This is a genomic window from Streptosporangium roseum DSM 43021, from assembly GCF_000024865.1.
In the GTDB taxonomy this organism is placed as follows: Bacteria; Actinomycetota; Actinomycetes; order Streptosporangiales; family Streptosporangiaceae; genus Streptosporangium; species Streptosporangium roseum.
The window spans coordinates 8,853,527-8,871,854 of the sequence record NC_013595.1 but is presented as its reverse complement, the minus strand read 5'-3'; the positions used below and the strand labels follow the sequence as shown (position 1 = coordinate 8,871,854).

The following is an 18,328-nucleotide window of genomic DNA, read 5'->3' as shown; positions in this document are numbered from 1 at the left end:
GGCGGTGGGCCGGACCCTACTTGGCGGCGAAGTTCTGGGTCCAGTAGATCGTGCCGTCGGACTTCTTGGCCGCGCCGACACCGATGAGGGTGTACTTGCAGTTCATGATGTTGGCCTTGTGACCCGAGCTGTTCATCCAGGAGCTCATCACGGAGGCCGGGGTCTTCTGCCCGGCGGCGATGTTCTCCGCCCAGCCCGACCCGCCGGTGAAGCCGGCCGCCCGGATGCGGTCCATGAAGCTGCGGCCGTCCTTGGAGGTGTGGCTGAAGTAGCCCTGGGCCGCCATGTCGGCCGAGTGGCCGTAGGCGGCCTTGCGGAGCTGTGCGTCGTGCTTGAGGGGCCGGCAGCCGCCCTTCGCCCGCTCCGCGTTGACCAGCCGCACGACCTCGTTCTCCTCGGCCGTCCCCACGGTGCCGCCCGGCGAGGTCGCGGTGGGGGTGGGGGTCGGCTTCACGGTGGGGGTGGGCTTCACGGTGGGGGTCGCCGTCGGCTTCGGCGTCGCGGTGGGCGTCGCGGTGGGCTTGGACGTGGCGGTGGGGATGGGGGTCGGCGTCGCCGAGGGGGAGCAGGACAGCCGGGCGGCCTTGGACCTGCCCGCGTTGCCGCGGTAGTCGGTGACGACCGCGTAGTAGACGCCCGGGGCGCACGGCAGCGCGACGGTGACCCGCCCGTTGTGCCCTCTTCTGGAGGCGCTCTTGACGACCGGGTCGGGGCCGGCCTCGGCGCGCTTGACGCGGATGCGGACCAGTGCGGTGTCACCACAGCCGAGCCGTGCGGCGGACGCCTGGATCTTCCCGGCGGCCGTGACGTAGGGAGCGGCCGCGTACACGCGGCACGCCGCCTGCGGGGCCGTCGCGGCGTGGGCGGTGGCGACCGGCGTGCCGAGTGCCGCCAGGCTCCCGAGGCACGCGAGTACCCCTAGCGGTCTACGCATATCGGTTTCCTCCAGTTGGGTGGACGCTGGATGGATTCCGCATTCTGTCGGGGTCGAGTACTCCCTGTCACGAAATTTCGGATATTAATTTGAGATCCAGGTAAACCAGAGTGATCAGATAGGCGTCTGGGAGCGTTCCCGTTTCCCTGCCTCCCCGCCCCCGGCAGGAGGACGGGGAGGCGGGCGGCGGGTCAGCAGCCGACGGGCTTCAGCCAGGAGCACTCGACGTCGGCGGAGTCCTGCTGGACCTGGCGGAGCTGGACGTTCGCGACGTCGGCCGGGGCGGTCCGGCTGAACTGGGCGAGACGGATGGCGATCTTGTCCTCGATGTCCTTGGGGGAGCCGGACAGGAACTGGTTGAGCATGACGGAGAAGACCAGGGGCTCGTTGTCCGCGCTGGTCACGTAGCCGGACAGGGAGGTGACGCCGGTCAGCGAGCCGGTCTTGGCGTGGACGTTCCCGGCGGCCGGGGTGCCGCGCATCCGGCTCCGCAGGGTGCCGCCGACCATCCGGTCGGGGTCACCGGCGATCGGCAGCGAGCCGTACCAGGTGGAGAACCAGGGCTTGGAGCGCAGCGCGAGCAGCAGGCCGGTGACGCCGCCGGGGGTGAGGCCGTCCGCCCGGGACAGGCCGGAACCGTCCCGCATGCGCAGCGTCGGCATGCCGTTGGCCTGGGCGAAGGAGGTGAGGGAGGCGAGCCCGGCGCTCCAGGTCCCGGCCCCGGAGACCTTGCGCCCGATCGACTTGGTCAGGATCTCGGCGTGCATGTTGTTGCTGAGCTTCATGAACGGCACGAGCAGCTCGCTCAGCGGCATCGAGTCGCGCGAGGCCACGGTGGCGGCCCCGGCCGGGGTCGCCTCGCGGGCCGTGGGGCCCAGCACCCGCACGCCGTGCTTGGCCAGCGCCTTGCGGAAGAGCGAGGCGGCGTATCCGGTGGGGTCGTCGACGGCGACCCACTCGTCATAGCCGTCCGCCACGGTCCCGGTGATCAGCACGGTGTTGGTGCTGTGCTGGCGCTCGATCAGCACGTCGGTCTCGGCCCCGGTCGTCGCCCGGTTGACGATCTTCAGATAGTCGGTCTCGGGGGTGGTGGAGACCTTGGCGGGCTTGCCCGCGGCGTCGCCGGGGGCCACCGAGACGATGACGGTCCCGGCGTCGTAGTCGGTGTCCGGGGAGGCGGTCAGCGCGGAGATCTGCGCCGCGTAGTAGTACGGCTCGTCGTCCCAGGCCCAGTCGGTGCCGAGCCGTACCGAGTCGAACCAGGTGTCGTCGGCGACCAGCTTGCCCGTGACCATCTTGATCCCCGAGGCGGCCACGCGGGCGGCCAGCGCGTCGTAGTCGGCGGCCAGGAGGGTGGGGTCGCCGGTGCCCTTGAGGTAGAGGTTGCCGGTGAGGGCCGAGCCGGCGCGGCGGCCGGTGGACAGCACGCTCGTGGTGAAGCGGAAGTCCAGGCCGAGGGTGTCGGCCGCGGCGGCGGAGGTCACCAGCTTGGCGTTGGAGGCGGGGGTCAGGACCTTGCCCGAGTCCTGGGCGTAGAGCTCCTCGCCGGAGGCGGCGCTCTTGACCACCACTCCGGCTCGGGCGGGGGTCAGCCGGGCGTCGCTGAGGATCTGGTCGATGTCCTTGACCAGATCGGTGACGCCGGAGGCGGGTTCGACGGCGCTCGCCGGGGCCGAGGCCCAGGCGAGGCTGGCGATTAAGAGGGCGGAGACGGAGATCGTGGTTCGTCGCGTGGGCCGCACGGTTGCTCCCGGTGCCTAGGTGTTTGCGGAGATCATGAGGAATCGCGGGCCACGTGACAATACGGAAATGTTCGTATCTTTCAGGCCTGCCGAGCGGTCGCTTGCTGCGATTGAATGTGCGCATGGTCACACCGGAGCCCGCTCCCGCCCTCGTCACCGTGCCGCGCGGAGTCCGCATCGGCTACGGCATCGGCTCAGTCTCCACCGCGACCTTCTCCACGGTCCCGGGATTGCTGCTGTTGTTCTACATGACCAACGTGCTGGCGGTCCCCGCCTGGATCGCCGGCATCGTGGTCTTCCTCCCCAAGGTGTGGGACATGCTCATCAACCCCTGGGTGGGCCAGCGCTCCGACCGCACGGTCTCCCGGCTCGGCGCGCGCCGGCCGTGGATGCTCCTCGGCGCGCTCACCCTGCCCGTGGCGTTCGCGCTGACGTTCGCCGGGCCACCGCTCACCGGCGTGTCGGCCGCGCTGTACGTCGCCGTCTGCTACTTCCTCACCGCGACCGCCTACGCCTTCTACGAGGTTCCCTACAAGGCCATGGCCGCCGAGATGACCGACGACTACCACGAGCGCTCCTCGCTGCTGCAGTGGAAGATGGTCTTCGTCGGCCTGGCGATCCTGCTGTCGGGAGCCGGCGCCCCGGCCATCGCGGGCACCGAGGCGGCCGGATACCGGCTCATGGGCCTGGTCATCGGCGCGGTGCTGCTGGTGTCCATGCTCGCCGCCTTCGCGGGTACGGCGCGCGCCCCGATGGTCACCAGGGCCGAGGCGGAGCCGTCGATCCGGGCCCAGTTCGCGGCGGCCCGCTCCAGCGGGCCGTTCATGATGCTGCTCGGCCTGAGCTGCGCCCAGATGTTCGCCGCGGGCACCCTGCTGGCGGGCTCGCCGTACTTCGCCACCTACGTCCTGGGCGATCCCGGGATGACCACCACGCTCTTCCTGTGCATCGTCGGGCCGCTGCTGGTCACGATGCCGGCGTGGGTCTGGCTGTCCAGGCGGTACGAGAAGCGCGGGGCGATGATCCTCGGGGCGGCGCTGTTCACGGCGGGTACGGCCGCGCTGGCCCTCGCCGGGGAGTTCGGGACGGTGTACGCGCACGTGTGCGTGCTCGTCGTCGGCGTCGGCTACGCCGGATTCCAGCTGCTGCAGTTCTCCATGCTGTCGGACGTGATCGTCCATGACGCGCAGGTCACCGGGAAGCGCCGCGCCGGGGTGTTCACCGGGCTCTGGACGGCCTGCGAGACCGTGGTCTTCGCCTTCGGCGCGCTGGTGCTCGGCTGGCTGCTCGGCGCGACCGGGTTCGTGGAGTCCGACCCCGGCACGCCCGTGGCGCAGCCCGAGGCGGCGATCACGGCCACGCTGTACGGCGGCACGCTGCTGCCCGCGCTCATCGCCGGGATCAGCATCCTGCTGACGGCGCGCTACCCCCTCACCGCGGCGGCCCTGGCGACCCCGGAGCCCCTCAGATCAGCTGAGGGGTGATCACCAGGAACATGCAGTCGCCGAAGGACAGGACGTCTCCCGGCCGGACCTTCGCCGGTCCGACCAGGCGCCAGTCGTTCAGCCGGGTGCCGTTGAGCGAGCCGAGGTCGACGACGATCCAGCCCTCCTCGTCGCGGCGGAGCTCGGCGTGCACCCGCGAGACGGTCAGGTCGGCCAGGACCAGGTCGCAGGCCGAGCCGCGGCCGACCACGTAGCGGGTGCGGCTGTCGCCGGGCAGCGCGAGCCTGGGCAGCCTGGGCCGCCGCCAGGCGGACTCCACGCGCTTGGTGAACTCGGAGGCCGAGGCGACGATCTCGGTCACCATCCGGCGCATCCGGCCGCGCTGCGGCAGGTCGGCGACCAGGTCCTCAAGCTCGCCCTGGCTGCGCGCGCGCAGCGCCATGTCGACGCGGCCGAGGAACGTGTCGTGCGACAGACGGCCCTCGACGGCGCGGTCGCGGAGCTCGTTGATCGCACGATCGCGGTCCCCGTCGGACGCGCGGGACGGGGGAGGCGGCGAGCTCATCTCCCGAGTATCAGCCCCAGGGATGGAACCTGTCCAGAATATGCGGATCTCTTGCCCGGCTTGCCGTGACCATACCGAGTATGCATACTCAGTATCCATGGCGATCCGACAAGGGCTCCTCGCCCTGCTGAGCCAGGGGCCCCGCTACGGCTACCAGCTGCGTGCCGAGTTCGAGGCGTCCACAGGGGCGACCTGGCCGCTCAACATCGGCCAGGTCTATACGACGCTCTCCCGCATGGAACGCGACGGTCTGGTGGCCCCCGGCGAGCAGGACGACCAGGGCCGGGTCGTCTACACGATCACCGAGGCCGGTCGGGCCGAGATGGAGCGATGGTTCGGCACCCCCGTCGCCCAGTCCGACCGGCCCCGGGACGAGCTCGTCATCAAGCTCGCGATGGCGGTCACCGCCGCCGCCGACGTGCGGCCCGTGATCCAGGCCCAGCGCGTCGCGACCATGCGCACGCTGCAGGAGCTCACCCGCGCCAAACGGGCGAGCGCGGAAGGCCCCGCGCAGCGGCTGGTGCTCGACTCGATGATCTTCCAGGCCGAGGCCGAGCAACGCTGGCTCGACCACTGCGAGGCCGTGCTCACGGCCTCCCCCCAGACGCAGGAGAGACAATCATGAGTTTCGATCCGGTCGTACGGCTCGCGGGCGTCAGCCGCGTGCACGGTGACGGGCCGCAGGCCGTGGCGGCATTGCGGGAGGTGAGCCTGGATGTCGCCGCCGGAGAGCTGGTGGCGGTGATGGGGCCGTCGGGGTCGGGCAAGTCCACCCTGCTCAACCTCGCCGGTGGCCTGGACCGGCCCACCTCGGGCGAGGTGGTCGTCGAGGGCACGCCGTTGTCCGGCCTGTCGGCCAAAGACCTCGCTGGGCTCCGCCGCCGCCATGTCGGCTACGTCTTCCAGGATCTGAATCTGATCCCGTCGCTGACCGCGATGGAGAACGTCATGCTGCCGCGTGAGCTGGACGGCGTCAGGGCCGGGCAGGCCCGCCGGGAGGCGATGGAGGCCCTGGAGGAGGTCGGTCTGGCCGGGGTGGCCGGGCGTTTCCCCGAGGAGATCTCCGGTGGTCAGCGTCAGCGGGTGGCGATCGCCCGCGCGCTGGTCGGGGAGCGGCGGCTGATCCTGGCCGACGAGCCCACCGGAGCTCTGGACACCCCGACCGGTGACGACGTCCTGCAGTTGCTGCGCGCCCGCTGTGACGCGGGGGCCACCGTGCTGCTCGTCACTCATGAGCCGCGCTACGCCGGCTGGGCCGACCGGGTGGTCTTCCTGCGCGACGGCGCGATCGCCGACTCCACCGCCGCCCCGCTGGAGAGCGCCCGATGAGCGAGCGGACGGACACGCGGAACGTGCCGGCGACCCGCGGGCCACGGGACGGGAGGGCGGCATGAGCGCCTTCCTCGCCGCGCTGCGGATCTCCCGCCGGGACGCCTGGCGGGCCAAGGGCCGCAGCGCGCTGATCATGGTGATGGTCGGCCTGCCCGTCCTCGTCATCACCGGACTGCTGACCTTCGCCGAGACCGCGGACCTCACCCCGCAGGAGCGCCTCACCTCGGAGATCGGAGCGGCCGACGTCCGTCTCCGGACGACACCGGCCCGCGGCAGGCTGCACCAGGACCTTCAGGGCCGGTGCTGCCAATCCGGCAACGGTCCTCCCTCCACACGGCCGTGGACGGCTGCCGAGCTGGCGGAGCTCCTCGGCCCCGGCGCCCGGCTCCTTCCGATGAACGACGGCACCGTCGACTTCCGCAGCCCGGTCATGCGCGACCGCGTGGACGCGCACGAGCTGGACCTGCGAGACCCCCTGACGGCGGGCACCTACCACCTGGTGGAGGGCCGTTTCCCGGCCTCGGACCAGGAGATCGCGGTGACCCCCGGGGTGCTGGAGAAGGGGGCCCGCCTCGGCGCCCCGCTGGCCATCACACGGGAGGAAAGGCCGCTGCGGGTCGTCGGGGTGATCGAGCACCCGCACCGGACCAATAGCCGGGAGATCATCGGGCTGCCCGGCACCCTGCTGTCCGACAAGCGGGACGGCTCCGGCTCCGGCTGGCTGGCCGACACCGCGGAGCCGGTCACCTGGGCCGTCGTCCAGCGGCTGAACGCCGTCGGGCTGCTGGCCCAGTCCCGTTCCGTCATCGAGAATCCGCCCTCTCCGGCCGAGACCGGCGAGGTCCACGAACCGCCGCTCAACGTGGACATGACGGTGCTGATCGGGCTCGCCGCGATCATGATCCTGCTGGAGGTGGTGCTGCTCGCCGGCCCCGCCTTCGCGGTCGGCCTGCGCCGCCGCCGCCGTGAACTCGCGCTCATCGCCGCCCAAGGGGGCTCCCCGGGCCACCTGCGGATGATCGTCCTCGCCGACGGCGTCGTCCTCGGCGGCGGCGCGGCGGTGATCGGCCTGGTTCTCGGCATCGGCCTGGCGTCGCTGTCGGCCGCGCTGGAAGCGGGCAGGCTGATCGGCGGGGTCGGCCCCCTGGAGATCCCCTGGGGACTGGTCGTGACCGTCGCCCTGACCGGAGCGGGCAGCGGGCTGATCGCGGCCCTGGTGCCCGCCGTACAGGCGGCCCGGCAGGACGTGGTGGCGGTGCTCGGCGGGCGGGTGAGCGCGGTGCGTGACCGGGCCGGTCTCCCCGTGCTCGGCCTGATCCTGCTCGTCGCCGGGATCGTGGCCGCCGTGTTCGCCGTCAGGATCGCCTACGTCTGGGTGCTCGCCGCCGCACTCCTCGCCCAGCTCGGGCTGGTCGCGCTGGCGCCCAGGCTGGTCAGGGTGGCCGCGCGGGCGGCAGCCCGGCTTCCGCTCCCGTTCCGGCTGGCCGCCCGTGACGCCTCCCGCCATCGCGGCCGTACGGCCTGCGCGGTCGCGGCCGTCATGACCGCCGTGACCGCGGTCGCCGCCGCGGGCATGGCGAGCAACAGCCGGTTCGCCGAGCGCCGGGACGCCTTCCACGGGACCCTCGCCGCCGGGACCACGACGATCGAGGCCGGTCGTCTTGACGACGCGGGATGGGCCGGGCTGAGGGCCGCCGTCGAGCGAAAGCTGCCGGGGGTGCCGCTGATCGAGGGCGCCCAGGCCATGAACGCCGAAAACGTCACCGTCTACCTGGACCCTCAGACCGTTCACGGGAACGGATCGGGCTCTTCCCTCGATTTCTTCGGCGGCCTGCCGATCGGCGACGAGCGCCTGCTCGCCCTCGTCCAGGGGTGGCGGGACCCGGTGGCGGCGGCCGCGCTCGCCTCGGGAAAGGCCGTCGTGTTCCATCCGCGCCTGGTGCGAGACGGCCGGCTGAGCATGAGATTGACCACACAGGGCGGGGCGCCCACGGCGGTCCGGGAGATCACGGTCCCCGCCGTCGTGGCCAGGGCCGCCGACCCCCGCTACGCCGTCGGGGTGGTGCCCGCCGCCGCCATCCAAGCCGCCGGGCTGAAGACGAGGCCCCACGAACTGTACATCGACCCGGCCTCCTACCGGCCCACCCCTCAGCAGGCGATGGGCCTGGAGTGGGAGCTCGGGGCGGGGATCGCCGACTTCCGTGTCTACGTCCGTGAAGGCTTCCGGGATGACAACGCCGTCATGATGTGGCTGCTCCTGGCGGCGGCGCTCGTCCTGGTGCTGGGCAGCACGTTCGCCGCCACCGGGCTCGCGGCGGCCGACATGCGGCCCGACCTCACGACGATGGCCGCGGTCGGAGCGCCGCCGGGCACACGCAGGCTGGTCGTCGCCGGGCAGGCCGGGTTCATCGCGGGACTCGGCGTCCTGATCGGCACGCCGGCCGGACTCCTCACCGGAACCGCCGCGCTCGTGCCCGTGATGGGCTTCAGGAGGCTGACGGTCGAGGCTCCCTGGCTCTTCCTCGCCGAGGTGGTGATCGGTCTGCCGCTGCTGGCGGCGTTGCTGGCGGGGGCGTTCACCCGGACGAGAACGACGCTGACCCGCCGCACCGGATAGCGGCCGCGGGCGGTACCGCCTGCTCGATCACCGCGAGGCCGTGCTCACGGCCTCGCCCAGGCGCAGGAGAGACAATCATGAGTTTCGATCCGGTCGTACGGCTCGCGGGCGCCGGCCGCGTGCACGGTGACGGGCCGCGCGCCGCACGCTCCCCGCTGGCCGCGCTTCTGGCCGCCCTGCGGATCTCCCGGCGGGACGCGCTGCGGTCCAGGGGCCGCAGCGCCCTGATCGTCGCGATGGTCGGCCTGCCCGTTCTCGTCATCACCGTGACCCTGACCTTCGCCGAGACGGCGGACATCACCCCGCGCGAGGGCCTCACCGCGCAGATCGGCGCCGCCGACCTGCGGATCTGGACGCTCGGTGGGCAGCGATTCCCGGCGCGAGACGCCGGCGGTGAGATCTCCTGGACGGAGGTTCCCAGCTCGCCGGCGGAGATCGTGAGTCTGCTCGACCACGGAGCCCGGGTCATCCCGGCGAACGACGGCAGCGTCGACTTCAGGGGTGAGGATGGCTACGACCACGTGGCCGCCCATGAGCTGGACCTGCGCGACCCGCTGACGGCCGGGATGTACCGCCTGTTGCGCGGCCGCCTCCCGGCCGCTCCCGGGGAGATCGCGGTGACTCCGGGGACGGAGGAGCGGGGAGCGCCTCTCGGCACGACACCGGCCGTCGGCCCGAAGAAGACGCCCAAGCGGGTGGTCGGCGTGGTCGAACATCCGCACCGGACCAGGAGTGCGGAGATCGTGGGCTTGCCGGGCACCCTGCTTCTCGATGGGCGGGACGGTCAGGGCACCGGCTGGCTGGCCGACACCTCGCAACCGATCACCCGGGAGGACATCCGCAGGCTGAACGCCGCCGGGCTGGGCGTCCGCGCTCCTGTCGTCCCCGAAGGCTCGGACGGCTCAAACGACTGCTGCTGGATCGTCAGCCCCTATGACGTCGAACAGCTCATGGCCATCGGCCTCGCCGTGGTCATGAGTGTGCTGGAGGTGGTGCTGCTCGCCGGTCCCGCCTTCGCGGTCGGGCTGCGCCGCCGCCGCCGCGAGCTGGCGCTGATCGCCGCGCAGGGCGGGGCACCGGGGCACCTCCGCATGATCGTTTTAGCCGATGGTGTGGTTCTGGGCGGTGGCGCGGCGCTGCTCGGCCTGATCCTGGGCGTCGGCCTGGGGGCACTGGCGGCACTGCTGGAAGCGGGTCGGCTGATCGGCGGGCTCGGTCCACTGGACATCCCGTGGCACCCGATCCTGACCGTCACCCTGCTGGGGGCGGTCAGCGGGATCACGGCCGCCGTGGTGCCCGCCGTACAGGCGGCCCGTCAGGACGTCGCGGCGGTGCTCGGCGGGCGTAGGAGCCAGGCGCGCGACCGCGCGGGCCGTCCGGTCCTCGGCCTGGTCCTGCTCGTGGTCGGCGCCGCTGCGGCCGTGTTCGCTGTCAGGTTCCACCCGGTCTGGGTCCTCGCCGCGGCCGTCCTGGCCCAACTGGGGTTGGTCGCGCTGGCTCCGGCGCTGGTCAGGATCGCGGCGAGCCTGGCCACGCGGCTTCCCCTGCCGGTCCGGCTGGCCGCCCGCGACGCCTCCCGCCACCGGGGCCGTACGGCCTCCGCTGTCGCGGCGGTCATGACGGCGGCGGCGGCCTTCACCGCGATGGCTGTCATGACCAACAGCAACTTCGCCGTCAGCCGGGACTCTTTCCAGGCGGCGCTCCCCGAGGGGATCATGAGGATCAGCGGGCCCGACCGCGACGACGCCCGGTGGACCGGGATCAAGGCGGTCGCCGAGCGGATGTTCCCCGAGACACCGCTGATCGAGGCCGCCGAGCCCTTGGACATCACGGGAACCTCCATCGAGCTCGCCCCCCTGCACTTCTCGGACGGCGGGCCGTACGCGGGACGTTCCTACTCCGGAGGGCTGCCAGTCGGAGGTCGGCAGCTGCTGGAGCTCGTCCAGGGGCGGCGGGATCCGGTCGCCGCGGCGGCGCTCGACGCGGGCAAGGCCGTGGCGTTCGACCCGCGCCTGGTGCGTGACGGGCGGATGAGGCTGCATGTCATGGCGTTCACCTCCGAGGAGTACGAGGTCCCGGACGACCTCACGGTCCCCGCGGTCGTGGCCGAGGCCGCCGACCCCCAGTACGCAGTCGGGGTGCTCCCTGCCTCCGCACTCCATGCCATCGGGCTGAAGACGAAGGCCGACACGCTGTACATCGACCCCGCCGGCCACCTACTCGACCGGGAGCGGGAGGGCAAGCTGGAGCGGGAGTTGGCGGCGGCGGCAGGCGGCAGCGTCGACGTGTTCGTTCAGGGCGGGCTCGGGCAGGGCGTTCTTCCGCAGCTGGCGCTGTTCCTCGCTGCGGCGTCGGTCCTGGTGCTGGGTGGCACGTTCGCCGCCACCGGGCTCGCGGCGGCCGACCTGCGGCCCGACCTCGCGACCATGGCCGCCGTCGGGGCGCCGCCCGGCACGCGGCGGCTGGTCGTCGCCGGGCAGGCGGGGTTCATCGCCGGGCTTGGCGCGCTGGTCGGTGCCCTCGCGGGGATCGCGACCGGGATCGCGGCGATCTGGCCGGTGCTGGGACAGGCAAGGAATGTCGGCGGGCCGACGACGCCCGGGGGGCTGCCGCCGTTCCCCGGCAGGGCGCCGACCATCGAGATCCCCTGGCTCTTCCTCGTGGCACTGGTGGTCGGGCTGCCAGTGCTGGCGGCGTTGCTGGCGGGGGCGTTCACCCGGACGAGAACGACGCTGACCCGCCGGACCGGATAGCGGCCGCGGCGGAGGTGATCACATCGGGTACGGTGGCCCGCCCGAGCCGCGCGCCGCCGTACTCGCGCGGGTCCTCGCCCGCACCGCCCTCGCGGTGCGGGCTCTCCCTGCGTCGACGTACCCGTGCGGGCTCCCGCGCGGTGTGCGCGTGCGGGTCCGGTCAGCCGGTGACGTCGGCGCAGACCACGTGGGCGCCGATCTCGACCATCCGCTGCTCGCTGCGCGCGTCGGCGACCCGGGCCATGAGGATCGGCGCCTCGCTCGCCGCGAGCTGCGGCAGCCGGGCGCGGACCCCGCGATGGATGTCCCTGACCACGTCCTCGGCGGCCGACATGTGCACCTTGACGTGCAGCATGATCCCCGGCGCGCCGGAGGAGGTGCGGGCCTCGGAGATCCACACGTGGTGGACGAGCGGGTAGTCGGCGAGCACGTGCGAGATCGCCACGCGCAGCGCGGGCAGGATCGGATGCTCGCACCGCCGGTAGCCGGGGTCGACCATCTGCATCGGCCCCGACAGGTGGGGGCGGGGCGCGGGGATCCATGGCTGGGCGGGCGCGGCCGGCACGGAGGCCCGCTGCGGGTGTGCCGCCGGGGTCTCCGGCGGGCGCGCGACCGGGAACTCCGGCCGGCGCGCGACCGGGGTCTCCGGCGGGCGCGTCGCCGGGAACTCCGGCTGGCGTGTCACCGGCGGAGTCTGCGGGCGCGAGACCGTGGCCATCGCCCCGGTCGCGTACGCCGTCAGGGCCACGCCGGACAGCGCCGGCGTGGGGCCGGTGCGGGTCGACAGCAGGTAGCGCTGGAGGTCCTCGATGGGGACGGCGGCCGCCGCCGGTCCCGCCGCGTCGATCACGATTTCCCGCACACCGGTGACGCGCTGGATGTCGAGGATGGTGTCGGCGTCGCAGGCCGACAACGAGTGGCTGCCACGGTGCCGTGCGTAGGTGCTCGCGGAGGTGTATCCGAGCAGCACCCGTTCACCCGCCTGCGTCGTGCCGAGCACGACGGAGCGGTCCGGTCGCACGGCAACCAGGAGTCCCCATTCGGCAAGCGCCGTCAGCAGGCGGTGCGGGCCGCCGTGCTGTGCGAGCACATCGCCGAGAGCGGGGTTCCCGATGCTCATATGAGGAACGATAGGTAGGGGACCACGGCTTATGAGGGTAATCGTGAACTTTTGCCAGTAGCAATACCAAGTTGAATTTTCTGCGCATGGATGCGTCAGGGGTGGGTACCTCAGTCGGCCCGTCTCGGATCGCGGGACACTCGTGAACGCGTTCACAAGCGCCGATAGACTACGTGAGGTCCGTGCAGCTCCTCCACGTCTCAAAGGATCTAGCCTGTGAACAAGCCCGTCGTACTGGTCGCCGAGGAACTCTCCGAGGCCGGTCTCGCGGTCCTGGGCGCGGACTTCGAAGTCCGCCACGCCGATGGCGCCGACCGCGCCCAGTTCCTGCCCGCGCTCGCCGACGTGGACGCGCTCATCGTGCGCAGCGCCACGCAGGTGGACGCCGAAGCCGTCGCCGCCGCGCCCAAGCTCCGGGTCGTCGCCCGGGCCGGCGTCGGTCTGGACAACGTGGACGTGGAGGCCGCCACCAAGGCCGGTGTCATGGTCGTCAACGCGCCCACCTCCAACATCACCAGCGCCGCCGAGCACACCGTCGCGCTGATCCTCGCCTCCGCCCGCAACGTCGCCCAGGCGCACTCCGCGCTCAAGGGCGGCGAGTGGAAGCGCTCGAAGTACACCGGCGTGGAGCTCGACGAGAAGGTCGTCGCGATCCTCGGCCTCGGCAAGATCGGCCAGCTCGTCGCCCAGCGGCTGCAGCCGTTCGGCGTCGAGCTGATCGCCTACGACCCCTACCTGCAGCCGGCCCGCGCCGCGCAGATGGGCGTCCGCCTGGTGTCGCTGGAGGAGGCGCTGCGCGAGGCCGACTTCATCACCGTGCACCTGCCCAAGTCCAAGGAGACCGTCGGGCTCATCGGCGACAAGGAGCTCCACACGGTCAAGCCGTCGGTGCGCCTGATCAACGTCGCCCGCGGCGGCATCATCGACGAGAACGCGCTCTACTCGGCGATCAAGGAAGGCCGCGTCGCCGGCGCCGGCATCGACGTCTTCCCCAAGGAGCCCGTCACCGACAGCCCGCTGTTCGAGCTGGACCAGGTCGTCGTCACCCCGCACCTGGGCGCCTCCACCCACGAGGCCCAGGAGAAGGCCGGCACCCAGGTCGCGCGGAGCGTGAAGCTCGCCCTCGCCGGCGAGTTCGTGCCGGACGCGGTCAACGTCCAGGGCGGCGCTGTCGCCGAGGACGTCAAGCCGGGCCTGCCGCTGGCCGAGAAGCTCGGCCGGGTGTTCACCGCCCTGGCGGGCGAGGTCGCCACCAGGCTCGACGTCGAGGTCCGCGGCGAGATCGCCTCCCAGGACGTCCGCGTGCTGGAGCTGGCCGCCCTCAAGGGCATCTTCACCGACGTGGTCGAGGACTCGGTCACCTACGTCAACGCCCCGCTCCTGGCCAAGGACCGCGGCGTGACCGTCGAGCTGGTCACCAGCTCCGAGAGCCCCGACTGGCGCAACGTCGTCACCGTCCGCGGCGTCCTCGCCGACGGCCGCACGATCTCGGTCTCCGGCACCCTGTCGGGCCCGCGCCAGATCACGAAGATCGTCGAGGTCAACGGCTACCAGATGGAGATCGAGCCGACCGACCACCTGTCGTTCTTCACCTACACCGACCGTCCCGGCATCGTCGGCGTCGTCGGCCGCATCCTCGGCGACCACGGCATCAACATCGCCTCGATGCAGGTGGCCCGTGACGTCAAGGGCGGCAAGGCCCTGATCGCGCTGACCGTCGACACCGGCATCCCGGCCGACGTGATCGACCAGATCGGCGCCGAGATCGGCGCCGACAGCGGCCGCTCGGTCGACCTGGCCGACTAGCCCGTCTCCACCGAACGGCTGCCGCCCCGTCGCCCGGGGCGGCAGCCGTTCGGCGTCTCAGCATGTGAGAAGTGTGTACGGCGGGCGAGACGGCATTCCTACGGGCGGGTAACCTGGCATGAAATGCGCCAGGTTCTCGTACTCATTACCTGCCGCGGCGGGGCCTGACAGGACAGGCCGGCAGCGCGCCGGCTGTACGTCGCCGTCGACGGTCCGCGACCCGGACCGTGACACTCGGGCCCGGTCCGGATCCGTGACCGGAATCCGGACCATCTCCCCTGCTCGCATGCGACCGAGATGAGAGATGAGAATCGCCATGTACGACATGTATCCCTGGAACCGTTCCGAAGAGACCGAGGACGAGGCCGCCGCCGCGCTCCAGACCGCGCTGGACCGTCGCGACAACGGGGGCGCTCCCACCCGCTGAGCCCCGTCCTGCGATCTCGCCGGAGCGAGGGTCGGCCGAACAGGTCCGTGATCACTTCCATGTCGATCGGGGCCGGGGTGAGGATCCGGTCGGCGATTTCCACTCAACGGCTCAGGGCCGGTGGCGTGCTCGCGGCGGCCTCCTCGGCCGGGCCGCTCCGCGCCGGGGAGGCCTTACGGTCACGCATGACGAGCAGGGCCAGCACGGCAGCGGCCAGCACGCCACAGGCGCCGGCCGCGAAGCTGACGGACATGCCGGTGGTGAAGGCGTCACGGGCGGCACCGGCCAGGCTCGCGTCGCCGGTGCGGGCGGCCACGGCGAGCGCGTCGCCGATCGAGTGGCGGGCCGCCTCGGGCGCCGCCGCGGGCATGGCCGCGGTGAAGCCGCCGGCCAGGACGCTGCCCAGGACGGCCACGCCCAGCGCGGCCCCGGCCTGCTGGACGGTGTCGTTGAGCGCGGACCCGACCCCGGCGTGCTCGTGCGGCACGGCTCCCATCAGCGCCGCGATGGCCGCCGGCTGCGCCAGGCCGCCTCCCGCGCCGAACAGGACCAGGGCGGTGGTCACCATCGCGGAGCCGTCGCCCGGCGAGAGGGTCGCCAGCAGGCCGAACCCGGCCGCCAGCACGATCAACCCGGCGACCGTCAGGGGCCGGTTGCCGATCTTCTGCCCCAGGGTGGCGCCGACGGCGTTGACCACGATCACGACCAGCGCCATCGGCGCCAGGGCCAGGCCGGCCTGGGTGGGCGAGTATCCGAGCACGAACTGCAGATACTGGGGAAGCGCCAGCAGCAGCCCGCCGTTGCCGACCTGCACCAGCATGAGGGACAGGCTGCCTCCGCTGAAGTTGCGGTCGCGGAAGAGGCCGAGCGGGACCATCGGGTACGGCGTGCGCAGCTCCCAGATCACGAATCCCGCCAGGCCGATCACTGCCACGGCGAGCGCGACCAGGGTGCCCGGGTGGGCCAGGCCGTGCTGCGGAAGCGCGATGACCGTCCAGACCAGGGCGGACAGGCCGGCCATGGACAGGATCGCGCCGAGCGGGTCGGCCCTGCGCCAGGGTCCTCTGGACTCCGGCATCCACGCGATGGCGGCGGTGACCGCCACGATCACGACCGGAACGTTGATCAGGAACACCGAGCCCCACCAGAAGTGGGAGATGAGCGCGCCGCCCACGACCGGGCCGCCGACCACGCCGACCATGAGCACCGCGCTCCAGATCGACATCGCCCTGCGCCGTTCGGCGTCGTCGAACACGGTGATGAGGATCGACAGCGTGCTCGGCATGACCAGGGCGCCGCCGACTCCCATCAGGACGCGGCCCGCGATCAGCTGTCCCGGGCCGGCGGCATAGGTGGCCAGCAGCGAGGCGGCTCCGAAGATCACAAGGCCGATGATCATTACGCGCCGCCGGCCGTACCGGTCCGACAGGCTGCCCGCGGTGAGCAGCAGACCGGCGAAGACCAGGATGTATCCGTCGATGATCCACTGAATGTCCTGGGTGCTCGCCCCCAGGTCCTCGGTGAGCGGCGGGATCGCCACGGTGAGCACGGCGTTGTCGACGACCAGCGCCAATGTGCTGAGGCAGAGCACGGCGAGGATGAGCCAGCGCCGGGGGTGACGATCCATCACTCCTCCTTCTTGTACGGCGTTCGGGATTGATGAACACCGTACAGTTAAAACTGCACAGTGTTCAACCCCTGGACGCTGTGCAAGGAGGGGCTTCGCTCGACATGTTGCTTGAACGCTGTACATTCACGCGTACGACGTGCAATTCCGTCCGACCAAAGGAGGCCCGCATGTCAGCCGACGAATCGCCGCTCCCCTCGGTGTGGACCCGGCCGCGCAGGCAACGGCGCGAACAGCCGGCGCTGAGCCGGGAGCAGATCGTGTCCGAGGCCCTCAAGCTGCTCGACGGCGAGGGGATCGACGCCCTGAGCATGCGGCGCCTCGGTGGCCGGCTGGGCGCCGTGGCCACCGCGATCTACTGGCACGTGGCCAACAAGGACGAGCTGATCGAACTGGTCGTGGACGAGGTCTACAGCGAAATGCGGGTGCCGGACGTCGAAGATCCGGCCGACTGGCGGGCGGCCGCCGTCGGCTGCGCCCGCAGCATGCGGTCGGTGATCCTCCGCCATCCCTGGATGGTCTCCGTGCTCGACGAGGTGGGGCTGGCCTACCTGGGGCCGAACATGATGCGGCAGTCCGACCGCATGCTCGCCGTGTTCGAGGCGGCGGGCTTCGCGCTGAGAGAGGCCGACCAGGCCGTGCAGACGGTTGCCGCGTACGTCCTGGGGACGGCGACCAGCGAAGCCGCGATGCTCACGAAGCTCGCCGGTGGCGCCCGGAGCGAGCGGGACGTGGTGGAGGACCTGTGGCCGGCCGCCGAGGCGGCCGCGCTGGCGTATCCGAGGCTGCGGGAGCTGTACGCGACCTACCGGGGCGAGGACCCGGAGAAGAACCGGGAGGAGACCTTCGCCTACGGGCTCGAGCGAGTCCTCGACGGCCTCCAGGCCCGCCTCGGCCCGGCGGGCGGTTCCGCCGGCTGAGGGGCCCCGGGGGCGCCACGGGTGGAGCGGCCCGCGGCGTCCCCGGGGCCCCCGGTGCTCAGGCGGTGGCCTCGAGCATCGTGGGGGCGGGTTCGGCCGCGCGCTTGGCCTGCTCGACGGAGAGCTTGACGCCCGCGGGGTCGGGGCGGACGCCGCCGACGAAGCTGCTGCGGCGCCAGGCGTTGAGCTTCTCCTCCTTGACCACGTCGCCGCTCTGCGGGGCGTGCACCATGTAGCCGGGCTTGCTGATCATGCCGACATGGCCGAGGCCGTGGAAGAAGACCAGGTCGCCGGGCTTGAGGTTCTTCCAGGCGATCTTCTTGGAGAACGCGCGGTACTGGTCGGCGGCGACGCGGGGCAGCTTGATCCCGGCGGCGCCGTAGGCGCGGAGCATCAGGCCGGAGCAGTCGAAGCCGCCGCGGCCGGTGCCGCCCCAGACGTACGGGGTGCCGCGCTGGGCCATGGCCCACTTCAGGGCCTTCTTCCAAGCGGGCTTGGGGGCCTGCTCGGCGAGGATCTCCTTGAGCTTGGGGCCGGTGAGCGTCGTGGCCTCAGGCGAGGGGGCGGGGGAGGGGGCGGGGGCGGGAGTGTCGGCCTGCGCGAGGGACGGGGTCGCGAACACGGTGGTGCCGGCGACGAGAAGGGTCAGGACGCGGGGGTAAATCTTGCCGGACAGGATGGTTCCTTCCATAAGGCCGGCCGGGTTAGCTGTCGGGCTCGGGCGTGGAGGCCGCCCTACAGCGCGGGAAGCGCTGATTCGCCCCAAGGGATCCCGTTGAAGGCGGCCCAGGGCATGGCTCCGCCGTGCGAAGCGAGATGTCCTGGACGGCCGTGGATCCCAGATGGTGGTTCCCCGGCTCCGCGCAGGCCGAAAGGGGGACGGCCGGTGCGGATTAGGCGTCGGTTCGAATGGAGAGGACCATAACCAAAGTTAACGAAAGGGTCAATACGTCGCAAAACCGGACAAAGCGATCACGCGTCCCGGACGCGCTGAAATGTCCGATGGGTGAGATCGGTGTTCGATTACCGAGACGGACCGG

General features: G+C 71.9%; 14 protein-coding genes and 1 riboswitch. Of the genes, 8 read left to right on the top strand and 6 right to left on the bottom strand.

Translation table 11 applies throughout. The features are described 5' to 3' along the window. Nucleotides 1–16 precede the first annotated feature (16 nt). Together SROS_RS53520 and dacB are read right to left on the bottom strand one after the other, a co-directional pair. A complete protein-coding gene (locus SROS_RS53520) occupies nt 17–934 on the bottom strand; it encodes a CAP domain-containing protein (RefSeq protein ID WP_012894441.1) in 918 nt (305 codons plus the stop codon). A 191-nt stretch (nt 935–1,125) separates the two neighbouring features. Further along, nucleotides 1,126–2,676: a D-alanyl-D-alanine carboxypeptidase/D-alanyl-D-alanine endopeptidase gene (dacB, locus tag SROS_RS38840; RefSeq protein ID WP_012894440.1), complete on the bottom strand. Its 1,551-nt coding sequence runs from the start codon at nt 2,674–2,676 to the stop codon at nt 1,126–1,128. A 122-nt stretch (nt 2,677–2,798) separates the two neighbouring features. On the opposite strand from dacB, the gene SROS_RS38835 reads away from it, so the two are divergent. Continuing rightward, entirely contained in the window at nt 2,799–4,160 is a 1,362-nt protein-coding gene (locus SROS_RS38835; RefSeq protein ID WP_043653822.1) for an MFS transporter, read from the top strand. On the opposite strand, the gene SROS_RS38830 is transcribed toward SROS_RS38835, so the two are convergent. Next, a complete protein-coding gene (locus SROS_RS38830) occupies nt 4,141–4,686 on the bottom strand; it encodes an FHA domain-containing protein (RefSeq protein WP_012894438.1) in 546 nt (181 codons plus the stop codon). The two genes, SROS_RS38835 and SROS_RS38830, sit on opposite strands and share 20 nt — an antisense overlap. Before the next feature lie 97 nt (nt 4,687–4,783). On the opposite strand from SROS_RS38830, the gene SROS_RS38825 reads away from it, so the two are divergent. The 4 genes from SROS_RS38825 to SROS_RS38810 all read left to right on the top strand — a co-directional run bounded on the left by SROS_RS38825 (nt 4,784) and on the right by SROS_RS38810 (nt 11,388). Next, nucleotides 4,784–5,311, top strand: coding sequence for a PadR family transcriptional regulator (locus SROS_RS38825; RefSeq protein WP_012894437.1), 528 nt, complete (start codon nt 4,784–4,786; stop codon nt 5,309–5,311). Next, complete coding sequence (locus SROS_RS38820; RefSeq protein WP_012894436.1) at nt 5,308–6,015, top strand: ABC transporter ATP-binding protein; 708 nt, start codon at nt 5,308–5,310, stop codon at nt 6,013–6,015. The genes SROS_RS38825 and SROS_RS38820 overlap by 4 nt, the downstream gene beginning before the upstream one ends. Before the next feature lie 61 nt (nt 6,016–6,076). Next, on the top strand, nt 6,077–8,635 hold the full coding sequence (locus tag SROS_RS38815) for an ABC transporter permease (protein WP_012894435.1): 2,559 nt from the start codon (nt 6,077–6,079) through the stop codon (nt 8,633–8,635). A gap of 77 nt (nt 8,636–8,712) precedes the next feature. Beyond that, a complete protein-coding gene (locus SROS_RS38810) occupies nt 8,713–11,388 on the top strand; it encodes an FtsX-like permease family protein (RefSeq protein WP_012894434.1) in 2,676 nt (891 codons plus the stop codon). A gap of 160 nt (nt 11,389–11,548) precedes the next feature. Here the strand turns inward: SROS_RS38810 and SROS_RS38805 are convergent, their stop codons facing one another. Then, nucleotides 11,549–12,508 carry a hypothetical protein gene (locus SROS_RS38805; RefSeq protein WP_012894433.1) on the bottom strand — a complete coding sequence of 320 codons (960 nt, stop codon included), beginning with the start codon at nt 12,506–12,508 and terminating at the stop codon, nt 11,549–11,551. A 216-nt stretch (nt 12,509–12,724) separates the two neighbouring features. On the opposite strand from SROS_RS38805, the gene serA reads away from it, so the two are divergent. Continuing rightward, entirely contained in the window at nt 12,725–14,314 is a 1,590-nt protein-coding gene (gene serA / locus SROS_RS38800) for a phosphoglycerate dehydrogenase (protein ID WP_012894432.1), read from the top strand. Nucleotides 14,315–14,618: 304 nt separating this feature from the next. After that, the gene (locus SROS_RS54095; RefSeq protein ID WP_012894431.1) at nt 14,619–14,741 is read left to right on the top strand and encodes a hypothetical protein; all 123 of its coding nucleotides are present in this window, start codon (nt 14,619–14,621) and stop codon (nt 14,739–14,741) included. Nucleotides 14,742–14,844: 103 nt separating this feature from the next. On the opposite strand, the gene SROS_RS38795 is transcribed toward SROS_RS54095, so the two are convergent. Then, a complete protein-coding gene (locus tag SROS_RS38795) occupies nt 14,845–16,368 on the bottom strand; it encodes an MFS transporter (RefSeq protein ID WP_012894430.1) in 1,524 nt (507 codons plus the stop codon). Between the two features lie 170 nt (nt 16,369–16,538). Here SROS_RS38795 and SROS_RS38790 point away from each other — a divergent pair, with 170 nt between their 5' ends. Continuing rightward, entirely contained in the window at nt 16,539–17,288 is a 750-nt protein-coding gene (locus tag SROS_RS38790; RefSeq protein ID WP_012894429.1) for a TetR/AcrR family transcriptional regulator, read from the top strand. A 58-nt stretch (nt 17,289–17,346) separates the two neighbouring features. Here SROS_RS38790 and SROS_RS51850 read toward each other — a convergent pair whose 3' ends face one another. Next, nucleotides 17,347–17,979 carry a C40 family peptidase gene (locus SROS_RS51850; RefSeq protein ID WP_012894428.1) on the bottom strand — a complete coding sequence of 211 codons (633 nt, stop codon included), beginning with the start codon at nt 17,977–17,979 and terminating at the stop codon, nt 17,347–17,349. Then, a riboswitch (cyclic di-AMP (ydaO/yuaA leader) is annotated at nt 17,967–18,183 on the bottom strand. It overlaps the preceding gene by 13 nt. Between the last annotated feature and the right edge of the window lie 145 nt (nt 18,184–18,328).